The 20,277-nt window shown below is 61.0% G+C and carries 19 protein-coding genes; 5 read left to right on the forward strand and 14 right to left on the reverse strand.

Annotated features, from left to right (window positions below; genetic code table 11):
• The first annotated feature begins 33 nt into the window (after positions 1-33).
• The 5 genes from OZ411_RS14275 to OZ411_RS14295 are packed head-to-tail and all read left to right on the forward strand — an operon-like array spanning position 34 to position 5,225.
• On the forward strand, positions 34-1,173 hold the full coding sequence (locus tag OZ411_RS14275) for a mandelate racemase/muconate lactonizing enzyme family protein (RefSeq protein ID WP_282528453.1): 1,140 nt from the start codon (positions 34-36) through the stop codon (positions 1,171-1,173).
• A gap of 15 nt (positions 1,174-1,188) precedes the next feature.
• The gene (locus OZ411_RS14280) at positions 1,189-2,094 is read left to right on the forward strand and encodes a fumarylacetoacetate hydrolase family protein (RefSeq protein ID WP_282528454.1); all 906 of its coding nucleotides are present in this window, start codon (positions 1,189-1,191) and stop codon (positions 2,092-2,094) included.
• A complete protein-coding gene (locus OZ411_RS14285; RefSeq protein ID WP_282528455.1) occupies positions 2,087-3,049 on the forward strand; it encodes an NAD(P)-dependent oxidoreductase in 963 nt (320 codons plus the stop codon). The genes OZ411_RS14280 and OZ411_RS14285 overlap by 8 nt, the downstream gene beginning before the upstream one ends.
• A 9-nt stretch (positions 3,050-3,058) precedes the next feature.
• Positions 3,059-4,198, forward strand: coding sequence for a mandelate racemase/muconate lactonizing enzyme family protein (locus OZ411_RS14290; RefSeq protein WP_282528456.1), 1,140 nt, complete (start codon positions 3,059-3,061; stop codon positions 4,196-4,198).
• Positions 4,191-5,225 (forward strand): tripartite tricarboxylate transporter substrate binding protein, encoded by a 1,035-nt coding sequence (locus tag OZ411_RS14295; RefSeq protein ID WP_282528457.1) that lies wholly within the window; start codon positions 4,191-4,193, stop codon positions 5,223-5,225. Before OZ411_RS14290 ends, OZ411_RS14295 begins: the two co-directional genes overlap by 8 nt.
• A 14-nt stretch (positions 5,226-5,239) precedes the next feature.
• Here the strand turns inward: OZ411_RS14295 and OZ411_RS14300 are convergent, their stop codons facing one another.
• From OZ411_RS14300 to OZ411_RS14365, 14 genes are all read right to left on the reverse strand, one after another.
• Positions 5,240-5,473, reverse strand: coding sequence for a hypothetical protein (locus tag OZ411_RS14300; protein WP_245475742.1), 234 nt, complete (start codon positions 5,471-5,473; stop codon positions 5,240-5,242).
• A 20-nt stretch (positions 5,474-5,493) separates the two neighbouring features.
• Positions 5,494-6,609 carry a WD40 repeat domain-containing protein gene (locus OZ411_RS14305; protein WP_282528458.1) on the reverse strand — a complete coding sequence of 372 codons (1,116 nt, stop codon included), beginning with the start codon at positions 6,607-6,609 and terminating at the stop codon, positions 5,494-5,496.
• A gap of 8 nt (positions 6,610-6,617) precedes the next feature.
• Complete coding sequence (locus tag OZ411_RS14310; protein ID WP_282528459.1) at positions 6,618-6,911, reverse strand: hypothetical protein; 294 nt, start codon at positions 6,909-6,911, stop codon at positions 6,618-6,620.
• A 26-nt stretch (positions 6,912-6,937) separates the two neighbouring features.
• Positions 6,938-7,387, reverse strand: coding sequence for a hypothetical protein (locus tag OZ411_RS14315; protein ID WP_282528460.1), 450 nt, complete (start codon positions 7,385-7,387; stop codon positions 6,938-6,940).
• A 14-nt stretch (positions 7,388-7,401) separates the two neighbouring features.
• On the reverse strand, positions 7,402-9,444 hold the full coding sequence (locus OZ411_RS14320; RefSeq protein WP_282528461.1) for a sigma-54-dependent Fis family transcriptional regulator: 2,043 nt from the start codon (positions 9,442-9,444) through the stop codon (positions 7,402-7,404).
• A gap of 121 nt (positions 9,445-9,565) precedes the next feature.
• Positions 9,566-10,060 (reverse strand): hypothetical protein, encoded by a 495-nt coding sequence (locus tag OZ411_RS14325; RefSeq protein ID WP_130577621.1) that lies wholly within the window; start codon positions 10,058-10,060, stop codon positions 9,566-9,568.
• Between the two features lie 312 nt (positions 10,061-10,372).
• Positions 10,373-12,004 carry a molecular chaperone GroEL gene (locus tag OZ411_RS14330; RefSeq protein WP_282528462.1) on the reverse strand — a complete coding sequence of 544 codons (1,632 nt, stop codon included), beginning with the start codon at positions 12,002-12,004 and terminating at the stop codon, positions 10,373-10,375.
• Positions 12,005-12,095: 91 nt separating this feature from the next.
• Positions 12,096-12,941, reverse strand: coding sequence for an iron-sulfur cluster assembly protein (locus tag OZ411_RS14335; RefSeq protein ID WP_282528463.1), 846 nt, complete (start codon positions 12,939-12,941; stop codon positions 12,096-12,098).
• A gap of 5 nt (positions 12,942-12,946) precedes the next feature.
• On the reverse strand, positions 12,947-13,969 hold the full coding sequence (locus OZ411_RS14340) for an amidohydrolase family protein (protein ID WP_282528464.1): 1,023 nt from the start codon (positions 13,967-13,969) through the stop codon (positions 12,947-12,949).
• A gap of 123 nt (positions 13,970-14,092) precedes the next feature.
• Positions 14,093-14,464, reverse strand: a complete 372-nt coding sequence (locus OZ411_RS14345; protein ID WP_130577625.1) for an MmoB/DmpM family protein — start codon at positions 14,462-14,464, stop codon at positions 14,093-14,095.
• A 6-nt stretch (positions 14,465-14,470) separates the two neighbouring features.
• Entirely contained in the window at positions 14,471-15,541 is a 1,071-nt protein-coding gene (locus OZ411_RS14350) for an aromatic/alkene monooxygenase hydroxylase subunit beta (RefSeq protein WP_282528465.1), read from the reverse strand.
• A 55-nt stretch (positions 15,542-15,596) separates the two neighbouring features.
• Positions 15,597-16,637 (reverse strand): 2Fe-2S iron-sulfur cluster-binding protein, encoded by a 1,041-nt coding sequence (locus tag OZ411_RS14355; protein ID WP_282528466.1) that lies wholly within the window; start codon positions 16,635-16,637, stop codon positions 15,597-15,599.
• An 87-nt stretch (positions 16,638-16,724) separates the two neighbouring features.
• The gene (locus OZ411_RS14360; RefSeq protein WP_282528467.1) at positions 16,725-18,395 is read right to left on the reverse strand and encodes an aromatic/alkene/methane monooxygenase hydroxylase/oxygenase subunit alpha; all 1,671 of its coding nucleotides are present in this window, start codon (positions 18,393-18,395) and stop codon (positions 16,725-16,727) included.
• Between the two features lie 620 nt (positions 18,396-19,015).
• Positions 19,016-20,068, reverse strand: coding sequence for an NAD(P)-dependent alcohol dehydrogenase (locus tag OZ411_RS14365; protein WP_349017011.1), 1,053 nt, complete (start codon positions 20,066-20,068; stop codon positions 19,016-19,018).
• Between the last annotated feature and the right edge of the window lie 209 nt (positions 20,069-20,277).

Raw genomic sequence — 20,277 nt, forward strand, 5'->3', positions numbered from 1 at the left:
AATCCCAACACTCTCCAACCAAGGTTCACGCGCTTGTCCATCAAGAAGATCACCTGTCACGTCGTCGCCGCTCCGGTGCAACGTCCCTTCACCTCCTCGCGCGGCTGGCTCTATAAGACACGCGGCACCTGCCTGGTCGAGATCGAAACGAATGACGGCATCGTCGGCTGGGGCGAATGCTACGGCCCATCGGCGGTCGCAAAAGCCTTTATCGAGACCCAGCTTGCCCCGCGCGTGATCGGCCACGATCCGTTCGACGTCGAGGTGATCTGGGAAGACCTCTACAACCGGATCAAGGATTACGGGCCAAAGGGCATGTCGATCGCAGCCATCAGCGGCATCGACATCGCGCTCTGGGACATTATCGGCAAGGCCTGCAACAAGCCAGTGCACAAGCTGATCGGCGGCGCCTTCCGCACCGAGGTCGACGCCTACGCCACCGGGCTCTACTTCACCGACATGGACCGGCTGGTCGATGAAGCCGTCGAGGAAGCGACGGGTTACGTTGAGGCCGGCTTCAAGGCGATCAAAATGAAGATCGGGCTTGGATCGATCAAGCGCGACTTCGAGCGCGTGAAAGCCGTACGCGAGGCAATCGGCTCCGGGATCAAGCTGATGGTCGACGCCAATCATTGCTTCACTGTGCCCGCTGCGATCCGTCTCGGCCGCAAGCTCGAAGACCTCGACATCGAGTGGTTCGAAGAGCCCATCTCGCCGGAAGACATCGACGGCTATGTGGAGGTTTCGCGCGCGCTCGACATGGCAGTCGCCGGCGGCGAGAACGAATTTACCCGCTGGGGCTTCCGCGACGCCATCGTGCGCAAGGCGATGGACATCGTGCAGCCGGACGTCTGCGCGGCGGGCGGCATCACCGAATGCAAGAAGATCGCGACACTCGCTACAACGCATGGCGTGGAATGCGTGCCCCATGCCTGGGGTTCCGCAGTCGGCCTTGCCGCCACCATCCACTTCCTGGCATCGATCCCGAACCAGCCGCCGAGCCTGTTTCCGATGCCGCCGATGCTGGAATTCGAGCAGGAGGAAAACCCATTTCGCGACCATCTGGCGGTCGAACCGATCGTTCAGGTCAAGGGCAAGGTCGCGGTCCCGACCGGCGGGGGGCTCGGCATCGAGATCGATCGCGGCGTGATCGACCGCTACCGTGTGGCGTGAATCGATGGTCCGTTCATGAAATTCGTCACCTTCACCGAGCAAGGCTTTTCGCGCGCCGGCGTGCTACTGGGCAACAGCACCGGCGACGCCGATGCGATCGTCGATCTGGCGCATCCGGCGATGCGCGAATCCCTCGGCGGCGCGGCGCCGCAGATGCAGGCCCTGATCGAGGCCAGTCTGCCCAAAGTCGTGGAACGCATTAACGTGCATGGCCTTGCGGTAGCGGCACGGCTTTCGCGCGACGCGGTCACGCTGATGGCGCCACTGCCGGCGCCGCGGCGCATCTTCGGCATCGCGCATAACTACCGCGACGCGGTGGCCGAACGCTGTATGCCGCCGCCCGAGCAACCGGTGCTGTTCATGAAGGCACCGCGAACGATCATCGGGCCGGAACGGCCCATCGTGCTGCCGGCAACGATTGGCGGCGTCACCTACGAGGCGGAACTCGCGGCCGTGATCGGCACGCGCGCCGAGAACGTCAGCAAGGAGCGTGCGCTCGATCACGTCGTCGCCTATGGCTGCTTCAACGACGTCAGCGCGAGCGAGATCATCAAGGCCGACGGCCATTTCGACCGCGGCAAGAACTACCCGACCTTCGGCCCCTTCGGACCATACCTCGCCTCCCGCGACGAGGTGCCGGATCCGCACGCGCTCACCGTGACGCTGAAAGTGGACGGCCGCACGCTGCAGTCCGGTTCGACAGCGAACATGCTGTTCAATGTTGCCGACCTCGTCTCCTATCTGTCGCGGCAACAGGCCCTCGAACCCGGCGACATCGTCGCCACCGGCACGCCGGCCGGCGTGGCCGGTCTGCACAAGCCGCCGGCTTGGCTCAGGCCTGGCTCGACCGCCGAGGTCGAGGTTGAAGGTCTCGGCCGCCTGCAAAATCCAATCATCGAAGGGCCTGCGCCAGATGCCTGAGAAACCCGTCGTCCTCTTGACCAACGCCATGCATCGCGATGGCGAGGCACTTCTCACCCCGCACGTTCGGCTGATCGTCGCGTCGGACACCAGGCCGGAGACGCTGCGCCAATGCGCCGCTGACGCCGATGGCATCATCGTGCGCGCGAAATTGCCCGACGACATCGTCGATCACGCGCCGCGCCTCAAGGGTATCGTCCGTCACGGCGTCGGCCTCGACTTCATCCCGGTCGCAGCCGCCACGGCACGCGGCGTCGCGGTTGCGAACCTGCCCGGAAGCAACACCAACGCGGTGGCCGAATATGTCATGTCGGCCTTGATGCATCTGCGCCGGCCGTTGCAGCGCGTGGATGCGCTGATGCGCGCCGAAGGCTGGGCGACCAGCCGCGCGATGGCGGACGGCCTTACCGAGTTGAGCGGAACGACACTCGGCATCCTCGGCGTAGGAACGATCGGGCGCCGCATCGCCAACATCGCGAGCAACGGTTTTGGCATGAAGGTGCTCGGCACGTCGCGCCGCAAGGGATCGCTGCCGCCTGATGTCGAGGAAGTCACGCTCGTGGAGCTGTTCGCGCGGAGCAACGCCGTGGTGGTCTGTTGCGCGCTGACCGACGAGACGCGCAGGCTCGTCAGCCACGATCTGCTGGCACATATGCGGCCGCAATCCGTCCTGGTGAACGTCTCGCGTGGCGCCGTGGTCGACACGCCCGCCATCATCTACGCGTTGCGGTCAGGCAAGCTCGCCGGTGCCGCGCTCGATGTGTTCGATGTCCAGCCGCTGCCGCCCGACGATGCGCTGTTCGATTGTCCCAACCTGCTGCTAACGCCGCATACCGCGGGGATCACCGCCTCCAGCGGCCGCGCGATGGCGGTTGGTTCGGCCGAAGAAATGCTCCGAATCCTGCGCGGCGAGCAGCCGCTCAATCTCGTCAATCCCGAACACAAGACGGTCTGAGGTTTCAAAATGCGTATCACATCGATCAAGGCGGTCCCGATCTCCTATCCCGTACCGCAGGGCCAGAACGTCCGGTTGGGCATCGGCCGTGCCGTGAAGCGCGACGCGGTGTTGGTCAAGGTCACGACGGATGAGGGCCTCGTCGGATGGGGCGAAGCCCATCACGGCCGCTGCCCCGGTGCGATCGCGAAGCTGATCGACACCACGATCTCCGAACTGGTCGTCGGTATGGATGCGATGAACGTGGTCGGGGTCTGGCAGCGCGTCTACCAGATGCAGTTGGCGAGCCATGGCATGGGCTATGCCGCCGCAATGGCGCTCAGCGGCCTCGATCTGGCGCTGTGGGATATCCGCGCCAAGGCGGCGGGCTGGCCATTGTACCGGCTGCTCGGCGGCGCCTCAAAGCCGATCAAGGCCTATGCGGGCGGCATCTCGCTCGGATGGCAGGCGCCGGAGTCGCTGGCGCAGGAGGCGCTGGGCTACGTCGCGCAGGGCTACAGGGCGATCAAGCTTCGCGTCGGCGACAATGCGCGCGACGACGTAGCGCGTGCCACGGCGGTCCGCGAGGCGGTCGGAGACACCATAGAAATTCTGGTCGACGCCAACACCGGCTATACGGTCGATGACGTGCGCCGCGTGATGCCGGCCTATGACGAGCTAGAGATCGGATGGCTCGAGGAGCCGTTCCCGGCGCAGGATTATCGTTCGTACCGGACCGCCGCCTCGCTCGGCTCGACGCCGCTGGCGGCCGGCGAAAATCATTTCACGCGCTTCGAATTCACCCGCCTGATCGAGGATGGCGCCGTCAGCTTTGTGCAGCCGGATCTGTCCAAGACCGGCGGCGTCACCGAGGCGATGCGGATCGCCGGGATGGCTTATGCGTGGAAACTGTCCTTCAATCCACATACCTCCGCGACCGGCATCAACATGGCGGCAACCATCAACGTGCTCGCGGCCGTCGATGCCCCCGGCTATTTCGAGGGCGACGTCGCCAAGCACAATCCGTTCCGCGACGAGGTCGGCGGCGTCCCGTACACGCTCGACGCCGAAGGTTGCGTCAAGCCGTCTGAAACACCTGGCCTCGGGGTCGAGATCAACGAGGCTTTCATCAACGCGCATCCGCTGATCGAGGGCCCCTGCTATGTCTGAACCGCTGCAGGCTGAAGTCAAATCGCGCGCCACGCGTCTTGCTTACTTCGCCTGCGGCGCGTTCCTGCTTCTGTTGACGGGCGCGGCCTCCGCGCAGACCCCTGTCGCGCCTGCAACAGCCGATCCGGACACCTACCCCAGCCACACGATCCGCTACATCGTTCCCTACCCACCGGGCGCGTTCAACGACACGCTGGGCCGGATCGTGTCGCAAAAACTTCAGGAGGCATGGGGCGTTCCCGTCGTCGTCGAGAACCGGCCGGGTGGCGGCACGCTGATCGGGACCGACGCGGTCGCCAAATCCGCACCCGACGGATATACACTGCTCGGCGTGGCGTTTCCGTTCGGCTCCAACCCAAGCATTTACAGGAGCCTGCCTTACGACACCGTAAAGGACTTCACGCCGCTGATTTTTGCGGGTCAGACGCAGAATCTTCTCGTCGTAAGACCCGCCATGCCGATCCATTCGGTCAAGGATTTCGTCGACTACGCCCGAAACAATCCGGGCAAGGTCTCTTACGGGTCCACGGGCATCGGTTCGTCGAACCACCTCTCAATGGAGTTGTTCAAGAGCATGACCGGAATCGATATCGTGCATGTCCCCTACAAGGGAAGCGCACCGATGGTGAACGATCTGCTTGGCGATCACATCGATGCGGCGTTCGACAATACGCCAAACGTGCTGCCGCAGGTCAATGCCGGCAAGTTGCGCGCGCTCGGCGTCAGCAGCACGGCACGCTCGACGCTTACGGGAAGCGTTCCGACGGTTTCGGAAGCCGGCGTTCCCGGTTACGAGGTCACGGTCTGGTTTGGCATCGTCGGGCCTGCCGGGATGCGGCCGGAGATCGTCCGCAAACTGAATTCAGAACTGAATGCGATCCTCGGGACGGACGACGTCAAGCGTCGATTCCAGGATCAGGGCGTCGACCCCGTTGGCGGCTCACCCTCGCAATTCGCGGATCACATTCGCAGCGAGATCCAGAAGTGGGCCAAGGTCGTGAAGGACGCCAATATTCAGCCGGAGTAAGTTTTCGTTGCACGTCACTGTGTTACTGCGCTTCGCTCGAACGGTTTATTCTCGGCGATGAACCTTGCGGCCAGCACCAGAGCGCCCATCGAAAACTCCTTTCCATGCGCGGCGATCATCCGCTCGGAAAGCTCCGCCAGTTCCTTGAAGAACTGGTCTTTGCTTTCGGCTTCATTTGGCGATCGAGTAGCTGTCATGATTTTCCTCCTGATGATCGCGGCACGGCTCTCCGCCTGCAGCCAGATCAAGCTGTTTAAACCGGGTCCGGTTATTTGAAAACGTTCGGCGGAAACGTCACGATTGCCGCCTCCCCGTCGCTTGTTCCAATTGCAAGATGCTGACCATCGCGGGACCATTGCAAGGCGTGGACAGGACCTCGACCGGGCTGTTTGACGACCAGTTCGTCGGCTTCTCCGATCCTTGCGACAACGACCACGCCGTCGCCATAACCTGCTGCGACCAGCCGACGCTCCGGGTGCATATCCACCGCCTCGACGAGGACGAATCTGGCGCGGCCGGTCGCGAGGTTGACCGGCTGTTCGCTGGCGTCGTTGAGACTCGAAACGTCCCATGCGATCATCCGATAGGCTCCGCTCGTAACAAGGACGCGAGAGTCTGCACTCCACGAAAGGGACGCAACGCTCGTGGGATAGCCGGGAATCCGGACGATCCGCGCATCGGCAAGGCGCAGCAACACAATGCCCGTTTTTGCGGCTGATATGGCCAACCAGCTTCCGTCGGGGCTCCATGACAAGGTTGAGATGGAGCCTAACTCGAATGAGGCCGCCGGCTCGGGTCGTGGCCCGTAGGCACGAATGAGCAGACAGCCGTCGACTCCCATCGCAAAGCGCCGACTATCCCGTGATACGGCGATTGCCGATGCATTTCCTCCCGCACGCTCCTGGAGCCAGCCGACGTTGCCATTGGAGTCATAAGATATGACCGACCCGCCAGAGGCAGCCAGGATGCCGCCAGCCTGCACCGGCGCTACGAGATCAATCGGCGAACCATGGTTTGCGGCTAGCTGTGTGACACCGGATGCCGACACGCTCAACAATCGGCTGCGATCACTTGCGATGAAGCCCGAAGTCCCGAGCGGGGCGAGATGAAATGGAGCATCACTGATTGCGACTTTCGTCAACGGTGGCACCGGTTTCCGTCGCGGTGAAATCGTTGCCCGGCCTCCGTCGAGCGCGATACGACAGCGATCCTGCGGCGGCTCGATGTCAGTCAGGGGAGCTATCGCCAATGCACCATCGGCGAGCGCGAACGCAACCATCTGTCCCACGGGGTCGAACGCCACACTGGTAACGGGCGCGCCTAGAGTCCAGTGCCGTCCAAGCAATTCATAGAGCGTTACGGTCTCTGCTTCCATCGTGTCCATCGATCGCCTCACATTCGGATGGGCCAACCTGCGTCGGCAATCCACCTGTCCAGCTCTTCGAGGCGTCGCTCCAGCGCGGCGCAATGAGCATCGCATACCGCCATTCCAGCATTTGCGTTTTGCAAGCGTCCCCGCGCGTCCTCGAGGGCCGTGGCAAGCGCATGCGAGGCGCCTGTCGCCGCAATCTCCCGCTCGATCCGCTGAATCTCGAATTCCGCCCCGCCGCCAAGCTGACGGTTCAGAAGATTGCGCGATTGCGCGGACGATATCTCCTGAACGACCAGCAACCGCTGCTTCAACATTTCCACAAGCGTCGGAGAATCGCCACTCATGAATCTGTCTCGATCTGAACCAGGATTCGCTGCAGGCCACCGACACCGGACACGAAGTGTTGCTGCGCATCATTGATGTGAGATTGCAGCGAGTCCCACAGATCGACCCTGAGCAACCGCGCCGGATCGCCGGCCATCGTCTCGAGCGTCTGCAGGCCGAACTGATGCCGTAAGCCGATCCCCTGCAAGATGAAATCGGTCAGCTCGCGTGCATGCGTTTCGATGAAGGGACGCAGTAGCGGATGTGCGCCATAACTGATGCCGCGCCTTGCGAGTTCGGTCTCGATGAACACGATGAAATGCCGCACCAGGAGATTTTGGCTTTCGCCGATCAGGTGCACCATAAAGGTTATGTCGCTGTCCGCGCGCGCAAGGATCTGCGACGCCACCGTCGCCGCAGCGACCGGCTCTCCTTCGCCCTTCTGTTCATCCCAGACAGTCGGCATGCCTGGCCCTATCCTCAGGTCCGCGAACGGTATTGATGCAATTTGCGATACAGCGTGGCACGCGAAAGCCCCAGCTTTTCGGCGGCGGCGGCAATGTTGCCGCCAGCGTTTGCGACGGCCCTCTCGATGGCCCGACGCTCCATCTCGTCGAAGCGCGCGATCTCGTCGCCTCCCGACGCTGGGTCATGCTCCGCCGGCGAGCGCGCCGAGGGTATCTGAGCCGCAGCTTCCCGGAAATCCTCCGGTAAGTCCCTGGGGGTGACGATGCCGGTGAGCGTCATCAGCACAAGGTTCTCGATCAGATTGCGCAGTTCGCGAACGTTTCCCGGCCAGCTATAGCGCCGCAGCAATTCCATCGTGGCTGCCTCGAAACGCAGCGGTTCGGTGCTATAGGTCGCGGCGAACTGTCTATTGAAATGATCGATCAATATCTCGACGTCGCCCAAGCGCTCGCGAAGCGGCGGGATGATAAATTTGACGACACCGATCCGGAAATACAGATCTTTTCGGAACCGTCCCTCCGCCACTTCCTGCTTCAAGTTCCGATTGGTCGACGCTACGAGCCGGACGTCCACCGGGCGCGGCTTGCTCTCACCGAGCCGGTATACCGCGCGCTCTTCCAGCACGCGGAGCAGATAAGGCTGCAGATCCAGTGACATCTCGCCGATCTCGTCGAGGCTGAGCACGCCGCCATTGGCAAACTCAAACCGTCCAGGCCTCCCCTCGCGCGTGGCGCCGGTGAAGGCGCCTGGCGCATGGCCGAACAATTCGCCGCCGAGAAGCTCTTTCGATACCGCACCGCAATTGAAGGCAATGAACGGCTCCTTGCCCGTCTTCTGGCTGGCGGCGTGAACCAGGCGCGCAAATAGTTCCTTGCCGACCCCCGTCTCGCCCTCAAGCAGAATTGCCGTCCGGCCAAGCGCCGCCCGCTCAACCTTCTCGACGGTTTGCAGCAATGCTTCACTGCATCCGACAATTGCTTCCTTAGCCGACATGAGTGCCGCGTGGGCTGCCGGCGACATTTGGAATGCGGCAGGATTCACGCGCGGCCTCGATGCGAGCACCAGCATCGCGCCCTTCACCACCCCGTCGACCACCAACGGCTCGATCCGCTGCTCGCGCAGTTCCTCGGGCAGTCCATTCGCAAGCTCTCTAGCCAAGAAGCCCTCGCTGCTTGGGATTAGCTGCGTTCCGATGCTCAAGTCCTGCGACTGCGCAATCCGCCGCCAGCGGACCGACGCCATGTCGTTGTGATGAACAACCCTGCCGAACCGATCAAGAATTACGACGCCGTCAGCGCTGTTCATCCCGGGCATTCGAGAAATGCTCGCCTCGAGCAGCCGCATTCTCTCGATGCGAATCTTTTCCGAGAGCGCAAGTTCGATATGATTGGCCGCGACGACCGCCAGCGCCACATTATGCCGGTGAAAGATCGCCTGGGGTCCGGAAAAATCGACGATGCCGATAATGCTGCCGTCGATCGGACTGCGAATGGGACTGCCGACGCAGGTCCATGCCTTGATGCCCTCGGAAAAGTGCTCGGCCGCATGGACATGAACCGGTTTTCCGGTGACGAGCGCTGTGCCGATGCCGTTGGTGCCGGTGATCGTCTCGCCCCAGGCGGCGCCGATTTCCAGGCGAATATCGTGGCCCGCATCAATCGTCCGCCGATCGCCCCCCACGTCCAGCACGACGCCATTGCTGTCGGTGATGACCACCATCGTGGCCGCGTCGCCAAGCACCTGCGCGACGCGGCGAAAGGTCTCCGCGCTCGAATCAAGCAAGTCATCATTCTTCAGACGCAGTTCGTAAAGATCGTCCGGCGAGGCGACGAGATTGCTGCCGTTGCCATGAGCATTGACCCCGGACTTGACACTGCGCTGCCAAGAGTCCTCGATGAGGCCTCGCACCGGTGCGTTCTCACGCCTGAGGTCTCCGAACGTCAGAAAGTTTTCCCACGCCCTGTTGGTTTCTCGCTCATCGTATGGCCGCCCCTGCTCCGCGTCCGTGGCGCCCGGAACTTTGTAGCCTTCCAGGGAGAACGGCGGCTTAGCCATGAGCGTTTCCGTCAGCATTGGAGCACCATACGTACGTTGGCAAACAGCAACCCGATCGGCAGAAGCGACCTGAATCGGACCTAATCGGGATCGTCATCCCCACAGGTTCGGTTTACGGAGATCATTCGACGCTTTTGGCGATCGCATCCAACCCGAGACGGCGGGCGATAACCTGTTCCAGGCGCTCCTCGGACACCTCGTCGGGCACACTCACTCCCTCAAGGTCGGCGAGGACCTTGCAGAGCTCCTCATCCAGCGGATCGAAGATTCCGTTCTCGCGCGTGGCCAGAGCGAAGTATCGCGCTTGGCCCTTTCCGCGCAGTTCGCCGACAAAATGGAGTTGTCGCCCCGATGCGAGATCAGCGATCACGACACGGCCGTTAAGACTGATCCGTACATAGGGTTCCATCTCTCTGGGGCGGCCTGGCGGCGTCAACCAGAGCTTGCCTGATGGCTGGGGTTGCGGAACAGGGGCGGGATTGCGCAATTCCTGCCAGCGCCCAGCCGTCAGATGATTGGCGATCGCGTCGATCTTCGTGCGGTTCTTCTGAATGAAGTCCTTCGCCGCCACCTCTTCCCGGTGCGGACCGTCGCGCTTGGAAATGATGTGGACCATGTTTTCCTCCCGCCCCGGTTGGTCGGACGGCCGTGGAGGCTTGTGCATCACCTCCTTCGGCTCACGCCGGAGCTTTTAAGATTGTAACCCGTTCTCGATAGTTGTCACCGTCCAATCGTTCGACCACAAAGGTTACGCCGCAGCGTGCTTACGCATAACCTCTCCTTCCCCGGTGATGATTTCGATGCCGCGACGTTCGATTCGCGCGTCGCTGGGCACTCGGTTTCTCAATAGAACTGAGTATCTGGCCGCAATATCCCGCTCGCCGGATCCCTGGACGGCGCGGCGGAACACGGACCGCGGACACATGCCTCATGCACGCCCAAGCTTCTCTGCCCCGCCGCCCAGTGCCGGCCCCTGTGTCGGATCGAGGTGCTCCGGCACGTCGGCAACAAGCGTGTTGGTGGTCAGCACCAGCGTGGCGACGGAAGCCGCGTTTCGAAGCGCGGTATAAGTCACCCGCACCGGATCGACGATCCCTGCTGAAACCATGTCGATGAAGACACCGTTCGCGGCATCGAATCCGACGCCCGCCGGCGCGCTCAGCAGGTCGGCCACGACCTTCTCCGCATCATAGCCCGCATTCCGGGCAATGAATGCAGCGGGACGGGATAGTGTTTCGCGCACCAACTTGATGCCTTCGCCGAGGTCGCCATTGACGTTGCCGAGCGTACGCACGACCACCGGCGCGCACTGCGCCAATGCGGTGCCGCCACCCGGCACGATGCCCTCCTCGGCTGCAGCACGCGCCGCACTGAGCGCATCGTCGATCAACTGGATCGTCCGTTTTTGCTCGACGGGCGTGACGCCACCCGCAAGGATCACGGCCGTCCCGCCTGAGAGCTTCGCCAGCCGCTCCTTGAGCTTGTCCTGCTCGATGTTGGGTGGTGCCAGATCATGTTGCTTGGCCACCTGCTGGCGCCGCGCCGCGATCGCCGCGTCGTCGCCACCGCCGCGAATGATCACCGTTTCGCGCCCACTTGCCCGAACCTGCCGCGCGGTTCCGAGATCGGCAAGGCTGGTTTCTTCCAACTTGCCACCAAGCTCGCGAGCGATTACCCGTCCCCCCGTTATAATGGCGAGATCGTCCATCATCGCCTTGCGCCAGTGGCCATAGTCGGGTGGATTGACCACCAGCACCTTGCCACGGTTGCCATCGCCAAGCAGCGTAACGACGACTTCGGGCGCAATCTCTTCAGCGACGATGACAAGTGGTCGCCCGGTCGCGGCGACCGTCGCGCGCAGCGCCGACAGTTCGCTCGGCGTTTTGATCTTAAGATCAGTCAGAAGAATGTAGGGCTGATCCAGCACCACTTCCATCTTCTCGACATCCGTCACCATGTGATGGGAGATGTAACCGCGGTCGAACGACATGCCTTCGACGACTTCGAGCGTCGTGCTGGTCGTCAGCCCGTACTCGGAACTGATGATGCCGTCCTTACCGACACGCTCCACCGCCTCCGCGATTAGATCGCCCAGATGGGAGTCGGTCGACGCGATCGTCGCCACCGCCTGCAGCGTCTTGCGGTCCGACACGCCAATTGCCGAACTCTTCAGGGTCTCGACAACGACCTCGACGGCGCGATCAATACCCTTGCAGAGATCAACCGATTTGGCGCCGCGCTCCAGGGCTGCCACCCCGCCTTGAATCAGGCCGTTTGCGAGCACCATCGCCGTTGTCGTACCGTCGCCGGCGACTGCGTTGGTCTGCATCGAGACCTCGCGCACCACCTGCGCGCCCATGTTCTCGAAGCGGTCGGGCAATTCGATTTCAGACGCGATGGTGACGCCATCGCGCGATACGATGGGTGTGCCAATCGGCCGGTCGACCATCGCGTTCATGCCCTTGGGACCGAGTGTCGATTCGACCGCGGCGGCGAGCTTCTGGACTCCGCGTGCGAGAGCGCGTCGGGCCTCTATGTCATGCAGCAGAACTTTCGGCATAGCGTTTTACTCCCACGTGGTCGTCTCTTGTTTATATGCTGGGGCGGACTTGCTGACCGCTCCCGCTATTGGCACCAGCAAGCCGCTTGCCTCATGCAAGCGCCGCGGAATTCTCGGCCGTCACGGGCGGCTCGACGGACCGCGCGGCACAGCCACTGCCGCAGCCTCCACACGGCGCCGCGTCGACAGGAGTCCGTCCCGCGCTATTCCCTTCGGGTTCGCGATAGCGCGCCGCAAGAAGACCTCTGCACAACGAGCTATTGAACTCCATGTTGATGCGAACCCCCCGCAACCGCTGCAGATATGAGGCGAGTTCGTAGCGTTTGATGGAGCACCCGTCATAGGTGACGAAGGCCTGATCGCCGGGCAGCCAGGCAAGGCGCCGTTCAACCAGAAGCTCGCGATAGCGCGGCTTCTGGTGCGCGGCCTCCTCCGAGTCGAAATCGACCTTGTCGTAGGTGCTCAGATTCATCTGACAAATCGCCTGGTCGTCATAACCGGCCTCGCGCAAGGCCAATATCATGACCTCCTGGCGTCGCTCGAACGCCTTGCGGCGAAACTTCTCGCGCACCTCTTCGAGCGACCCTCCAGAGGCGAAGTCCTTGAGTGCGTCGCCGAATGATTTGCCTTCGCTGACGCCACGATTGATCTCCTCCGCGACCATGTGATCCCGGAGCTGTGGCCGCGCCTCGCGAACCCACGGCAGCGAGGAAACCGCCCGACGCATGTCGTCGGCCATGAGGAACGCGAAGTTCGCCGAACACCAATAGGTCGGCAGGCGAAAGACGATATCGACCCCGCAACTATCATCGATGGTGACACGCTCAATAAATCCAAGCTCTGTGACCGACTCGTCCAACTCGGGATCGGTGACCAACGCGAGGCGTGCCCACACCTCGCGGGTCCTTTGGTCATGATGCAGAAGGACAGCATCCATCGTTGTCACTCCGCCGCGGTCGCGTGCGCGCTTCCCGCGACCTTGCCCCTCTGCGCCTCGACGTCCACGCCGTAGAGGCGCGCAGCGTTGAGACCAAGGATCTTCCTCTTTGCCTGCTGCGTCAGATCGACACCGTGCTCCTGCTTCAGATCGTCGGGCAGTTCGAAGTTCCAGAATTTTTCGACGAGCCAGCGAGGCGTCCAGATTGCGTAGTCGCTGCCGAAAAGGAGTTTGTCCTCGCCGACCCAGAACAGCAGCTCGCTAATCACCTCGGCGAAATAACGCGGACGGCCGTGGATGAACGGCAGCGCCACCGCGAGGCCACCATAGACGTTCGTCTCCTGCACCGCGATCCAGCAAAAATCGTCCAGCCGTGGCAGGCCGCAATGCTCAATTATGAAATTGAGACCCTGGAAGTCGGTGGCGGCATGATCCACGTCGTGAACATCGAAAGCATCCTTGTCCAAGGGAATGATGGTCGGCCCCTTGTGAACATGGACATTTGTAATGCCGAGTTTTTGGCAAAGCTCGAGGCAGCGATAGGCGTTGGGATCCGTGAGCTTCCAGCCTCGCGACTCGCCCTTCCACTCGGCCGTATAAAGCTTCACGCCTTTTATGCCGAACGTCTCCTTCATGTAGTGAATATACTCGAGCGCCCGCTCGCCATCGCGCGGGTCGAAGGCGCCGTTGACGATAAAGCGATCCTTGTACTTCTTCGCCATCTCGGCGTTGCGATCGATGGTGTTAAAGCCGTTCTTGTAGAATTCCGTCAGATAGGTCGACTGTACGATGGCCATATCGTCCGGGCCGTCGACGAACAGATCGTGGTACATCTGCTCGGCGCTGTACTTCTCGAACTGGTCCTTGGGCCAGAGCTTGTCGGGCGGGCTGAGCGAGGTGTGGTAGGTGTAGAAGCAGTCAATGAACTGCTTGCCGTGAATGTTTCGCTGGTTCGCCGGACTGCCGTCCCAGAAATGGGTGTGCCCGTCGATGACGAAGACTTCCTCGCCGGTGGGGGTTATGAACATGATAATCTCCAAGGTTTTGCCAAGTGCTTTACGTCAACGTCGGGGACGGCCGATCGTGCGAGAATGAGGTGGAGCCACAACCGTCCGGATGTGGTCCACCCCAGGCTCGGGAGTTGAAAGAGTTCACTCGATGTATTCGAAGACCTCTTCCATATTTCCGAACAGCGTCACTGTGTTGTCGTCGATGCGCACCATTCGGCCATAGTGAGTCGAGGTATTCACTTCGAAGATCTCGGCCGTCATGTCTTTCCCGAGAATTTCGCTGATTTCATCCATCTTGAAGATCAACTTGCCCTCGCCGTCGATGCGGATCAGGGCCGGCTGATAGGTCACGGTCACGTTCGGCTTCTTCGCCATGAATTCGGCGATGGCGCGCGCTTCCACGCTGTCATTCATCGTGACGCCGCACTGATGAGAAATCGTCTGGTCGAAGACGATGTCTCCCATCTTCTGGAAGATGTTCTGGTTGGTCGCAGTTCTGGAAGCAACGGACATTGCAATTTACTCCTTGGGAAGGACGAGGCCGAGCTCGCCGAGGATCTTCTTGATGCGTTCGACCGACTGTGCGCGGGCGTCGGCGTACTGCACCGGCTTGGAGTGCGGCTGCGACCAGATCGGCTGCAGGCCGACGGCCGCCTTATTGGCGAGCGCCACATGCTTGTTCACCCAGCCCTGGAACAGGTTCTTGTTGTGGGCAGCATGCTGATTGTCCGTCACCAGAAGATGCAGCAGGTCGATCGTGTTCGCGAGATTGCGCTCATAGTCGGCCTCTGCGGCCGAAATGACCGACGGCGTGATGAAGTCGCCGTTGGACGAGGCCACCTGCATCAGGAAGCCGCTACGGAACAATTCGCCGACAAGCGGCTCGAACACGATGTTGGTGGCAAAGTACTGCTCGAGATAGTCGGCCGAACCCATGATCGATTCGACCGCTTCCCGGGTGCCTTGCCAGCCCTTGTCTTCCAGCCAGGTGCGCTTGCCCGCCGTGTCGTCGAAGCCCGGAATGTCCATTCCGATCTCGGCGAGATAGAGCGTGATATCCTGCGCAAGGCGAAGCTTGTAGGACGAGTTGGTCAATGTCGCATTGTTGATCATCTGCGTATAGCCATAGCGCTGAGCCTGCATCAGCGACGTGCCGAGGCCGAACTCGACATGTTTCCACGCGCCGAGGTGGTTTTGCAGAATCTTGACCCACGCTTTGTTGAAAGCCTTCGGCGCGCCGGACTTGCGGCCGTTGGCGATCACCGATTGAACCATGCCTTCGATCTTGGACTGACGCTGGTAGTGGGTGCGCTCCCACTCCTGATCGGGAGCACGGAACGCATGCCAGTTCGAGCTCAGCGCCGCAGTATTGTCCTTGGTGTAGGCGCCCTTCCCGTTGGGGAAGGAGATGATCCAGTCCTGCAGCAGGTAGCGTTCCGGATCCGGCTGCACATCGACGGTCACGTCCTCGTAGTGCGTCGCCCGCTTGCTGCGTGGCTCGAAGTACCTGTACCTGCGGCTGTCCGAATCCGGAAACACCGCAGCGCCCGCTGCACCGGATTCCACTGAAACACTTGGAACTGCAGTCATAGTCTTCCTCCTCCCATTGGTGGCTTGCACTAGCTGGACCGGCATTCGGAAAGTCTCAGTTGGCGGCCGGCGTAAACTTGTCGAAGAAGATGCGATCCGATTCGACATCGTTCATCTGCAACACCGGCGTCAGCGCCTCGATCATCGGCGATGGTCCGCAGGCATAGACGTCGACGTCTTCCCCGTATCCCGAGTTGCGCAGGTGTGCCCCGACCGCTTCGTGCACGAAGCCCTTTTCCCCGCGCCAAGCCGTGTCATCGGCCGCGTGAGAGAGGACGGGCACAAACGTAAAATCCGGATGCTTTGCCGAGAGTTCTGCAAAGCGATCGAGGTAGAAAAGATCGTTTTGCGTCCGGGCTCCGTAGAAGAAGCGCACCGGACGTACTTCTCCGGAGTTGATGTGATCGTGGAGGATCGACCAGAGAGGCGACATTCCCGATCCGCCCCCGACCAGGATCACGGCTCCGTTTCTGTTTTCTCGCCGGAAGCAGGTGCCGTAAGGTCCCCTGACCCCGACTCTGGTTCCGACGGCGAGGTCTCCGTCGAGCTGGGAGGAGAAGCGTCCGTTCGGGTACTTCTTGATGATGAATGCGAGCTTTTGGCCTTCGAGCGGCGAATTTGCCATGGAAAACGAGCGCGTAATCGTCTCTGCCCCCGAGAGCGTGATGTCGACATATTGACCCGCCCAGAACTTCAAAGGTTGGTCCAGCGAGATCTCGAGGTGCCTGATGTCGTGGGTCAGCGCGGAGACGCTCGTGACCGTGCCTGTGAAGTCCCTGACCGGGATCGATTTCGACAGCACCTCTTCGTCATAGTTGAGGAGCTCTACTTCAAGATCCGAGTAGGCCAGCGTGCGGCACAACAAAATATAATCCTGACCACGCTCCATCTCGTTGAGGGCGAACGTCGAGTATTTCTTCAGCTCCACATCGCCTTCGGTAAGGACGCATTTGCACGCTGAGCACTGTCCCTCCTTGCAACCATGCGGCAACGCGATGCCCTGGCGGAAGGCCGCATCGAGGACGGTTTCGTTCTCCTCGACCTCGAATTCTATGCCTACCGGATGCAGGCGAACGACATTAGCGGGCGCGCCCATAGGGCCTCCTCAAACCAAGGCTTGCAGCTCTTCCGGGGATTGATCGGGAAGGAGCCAGCCGGAGCTGGCTGGCTCCCTCCTGGCTGCTCAATTGCAGGGATTGATAGTGAAGCCCTTCCGATACTCCGCGAGGTGTGCCTCGCGCTGAGCCGGCGCCATCTCGCGCAGCGTGAGAAGCGGGCTCTTCAGAACATGTCCGCGGACATCGTCAAGCGTCCACATCTCCTTCTCGTCGAAGCGCAGGTGTGGCTGCGGGATCAGCGTCTTGCCATCGGTGCGGACGAAGCCGAGATCCTTGATCGCGTCGGCGAGGTCCCAGCCATCGTAGCAGCTTTCCCATTCACGCCGTCCGCTGAACCGGCCCATCGCGGGCGTCGGTCGTCCCTCATATTCGTCGGCGAATGCCTGCACCGTAGTCCAGCGATCCAACTCATGCGCAAAGGTATAGAGCTGGCCGTCGATCTCCCCGGTGACGATATCCTCGCGGATCAGGCAAGGCACAAGACACGACCAGCAACGATGCGGATAGACGTAGCCGACATCGCTGTTGAAGAGGATGTTGGTCTGCCCGGGATGCGACAGCTTCTCGTACCATTTCCAGAATTCGCCGAACTGGGCGTACCACCCCGGATATTTATGCTCGAACCACTCGAAGTCCTTGTCGGTCTGAGCTTCGATCCGCCAGAAGTTCACCGACCAGCCAACCGCGAAGAATTGCGCGACCCTGTGGACGTAGTGCTTCTCGGTGAGGCGCTTCCAGGCTGTCTGGACGTCGTCGTGATGGATCTTGATGCCGTATTTCTCGAGCGGCAGCATATAGGTGCGGTAATAGTCCTCGAAGATCCAGCGATGCCACATCTCCGCATAGGACTCCTTGTTCTTGTCGCGATTCGTGGTTCCATACTCGATGAAGGTTCCGATCGCGGCATCGACGATCGCGTGGTTCTGCCAGAAGGCATAACGCAGGTCCCGCTCGATCAGTAGATGGTTCTCGGGCTCCTTGAGCATGGACATCAGCATCGAATGGCCGTTGCCGATGTGCCGGCTTTCATCCGACTGAACGGAAAGGAACACGGTCGGAAGCGCGTAGTCGCCGTTGCGAGCGGCCTCGGACGGCATCGCCACGAACAGCGTGTTCGTAAAGGCGGTCTCAGCCACAACGGTCAGATAGATGTTCGCCGAAGTGATTGCGTCACCGGTGATGAAGCCCTCACCGAACTGACGGCCGATCGTGGTGGCATAGCACTTGCCGAAGGCCTCTTCCGTGATATCGAACCCGGCCGGATCGATGTAGTTCTCCATGTACCACTTCTTGAGGTTCATCTGGATCGTCGAGTGACGGAACTCGTCGACCATCTGCATCGTGAAGCCGGTGCGAAGATCCTCACCCGGAGCGAGACGGCCGACCATGGCCATCGAGCGCGCCGCCGAGATCTCGGGGAACGGGATGATCGCCAGGAACAGCTTCATCCACTCAACCCATCGTGGCTCGACGTTGCGGAACATGTCGCCGCGCAGAGCCGCATCGAGCGCGCCGTAGACGCGGTTGTCCTTCTCCTCCTGCATTGGGAAATAAGAGCGAAGGACCTGCTTCATCGGATCCTTCGGCGCTTTCGTGATCTTGTAGTCCGTCGGGAATGTCATCGCCTCCTGGACGTAGGAAGGATTCCAACCGAGATCTGCAATCTTCTTTGCAGCGTCACCGACGGAAATGCCGCGCTGGGCGGTGATCTTGTTGAGTGTTAGCGTTCCAGACATCTAGTCTATCCTCCTGATCGAGTCAGAAACCACATCGATATTCCGCCTGCTCCAGGCCTCGACGGCCGGGCAGTGCTTACCCGTACGTTACGGGCCACCTCGCGGCCGTTCTCACGACCGGACGTTTGATATCGGCAAGGGTCTCAGGATGACTGTGGAGTACTCCGCGAGCGATCAGCGGCGATCTTGGAACCAGCGGCTTCCCGATCGCAATTGTGTTGTCCCGCACAAGATTACGTCCTCAGCTAGGCATCCCCTTCCCTCGTTCTTTTCGCGGCTCGCCCCAGACGAGGACCAGTCAGCGTTGTTGTGCTTAGGAGCTTTGCAATGGGCGTGCCAGCTCGTCCAAGCGCCTCGCCAGATGGTTTCTGATGACGTGAGCGTGGGATGAGTGACGGTCGTGCCCGCATGGCCCTCGGCTTGACGACTGATCGAGATGCAAATTGCGACAGGAATTGCAAAATGAGAATCGCTGCAACGCAGAGGAGCCAGTTTGCATCGCAATGTTTGCGCCGCGGTAGTGATCACTCGCTGGGACCAAGTGCGCAATGGCATACGACTCGCGGACGGCAAATCCACCGCGAGCGAACGTATGCCCGCGATGGATTAGATGCGCCTGGTCAAGGAATCAAAACTGCGCGTCCATGGATCTTGCCAGCGTTGAGATCGTGCAATGCCTTGTTGGCGTCCGCGAGGCGATATTCGGCGGTTGCGAGTTCAACCAAGCCCCGATCCGCAAGCGCCATCAACTCCGTTAGCTCAGCCCATGTACCGACCAGGTTGCCGATAATGTTTTTCTCGGTAATCACCATGTCGACGGTCGGGACACGGATGTCCTCACCATAGCCAACGACGTAGTAGCTGCCCATCGGGCGGGTCATCGCCAGCCCCTTGGACGTCGTGCCTTTCTCGCCGACAAAATCGATCACGGCTTCCGCGCCGTTTCCGGCAGTCAATGCCAGAACGGCTGCCACTTCGTTGCCGTCAGCTTTCACCAGATGGTCGGCGCCCGATTTTTCGGCCAATTTCAGCGATGCTTCGGACTTGTCGACCACAATGATGTCGGCCGCACACATCGCCTTGAGACACTGGATTCCAATGTGGCCCAACCCACCTGCACCGATGACGACGCAGGATTCGCCCGGCAAAAGGTGACGAGTGGCCTTCTTGACCGCGCGATAGGCCGTGAGGCCCGCATCCGCATAAGGCGCCACATCCTTTGGCGCAAGAGTCCGTGGCAGCGGCACAATATTGCGTTCGGAGGTGCAAAGGAATTCTGCATAGCCGCCGTTACAATCAAGACCCGGAAATGTGCCGGGACCATGCATATCGAGGCCTCGGCGACAGGCGAGACAGGTGCCACCGGTGATCTTCGGGTGAACGATGACTGGGTCACCCTTCTTTACTCCCTCGACTTCCTTGCCAACCTCTTCGATCCAGCCTGCATTTTCGTGTCCCATGATGATGGGTAGCAGTTTGTCGCCGGTCGGATCCATATGCGGCTTCCATACACCTTCGATGATATGAAGGTCGGTCCTGCACACGCCGGCACCACCGATGCGGACGATGACGTCAGTCGATTTAGCCAGCTTGGGATCAGACACTTTTTCTTCGCTGACCCATTGGTCGTTGGAAAGCTTCTCGTCATACGCTCTCAATACTTGGGCTCTCATGTTGTCCTCCGTCTGCCCGGCGAGCTTTGCGCTCGCCATCGCGGAGGCGCCTCAGCATTTTTCGTGCCAGCGGAGCTGCACAGCGCAAGCGCGCGCATCTAAGCGCGTCAGGAACACGGAGGTCTTTGCCACTGGCGGCTAAAGCGCGATGACTTTTCTTCGAATCGTCATCCCGCTTTAGCTCTTTGTTTGAGCATGATCTTTTTCGG

The sequence above is a fragment of the Bradyrhizobium sp. Arg237L genome, assembly GCF_029990105.1.
Classification (GTDB): Bacteria; Pseudomonadota; Alphaproteobacteria; order Rhizobiales; family Xanthobacteraceae; genus Bradyrhizobium.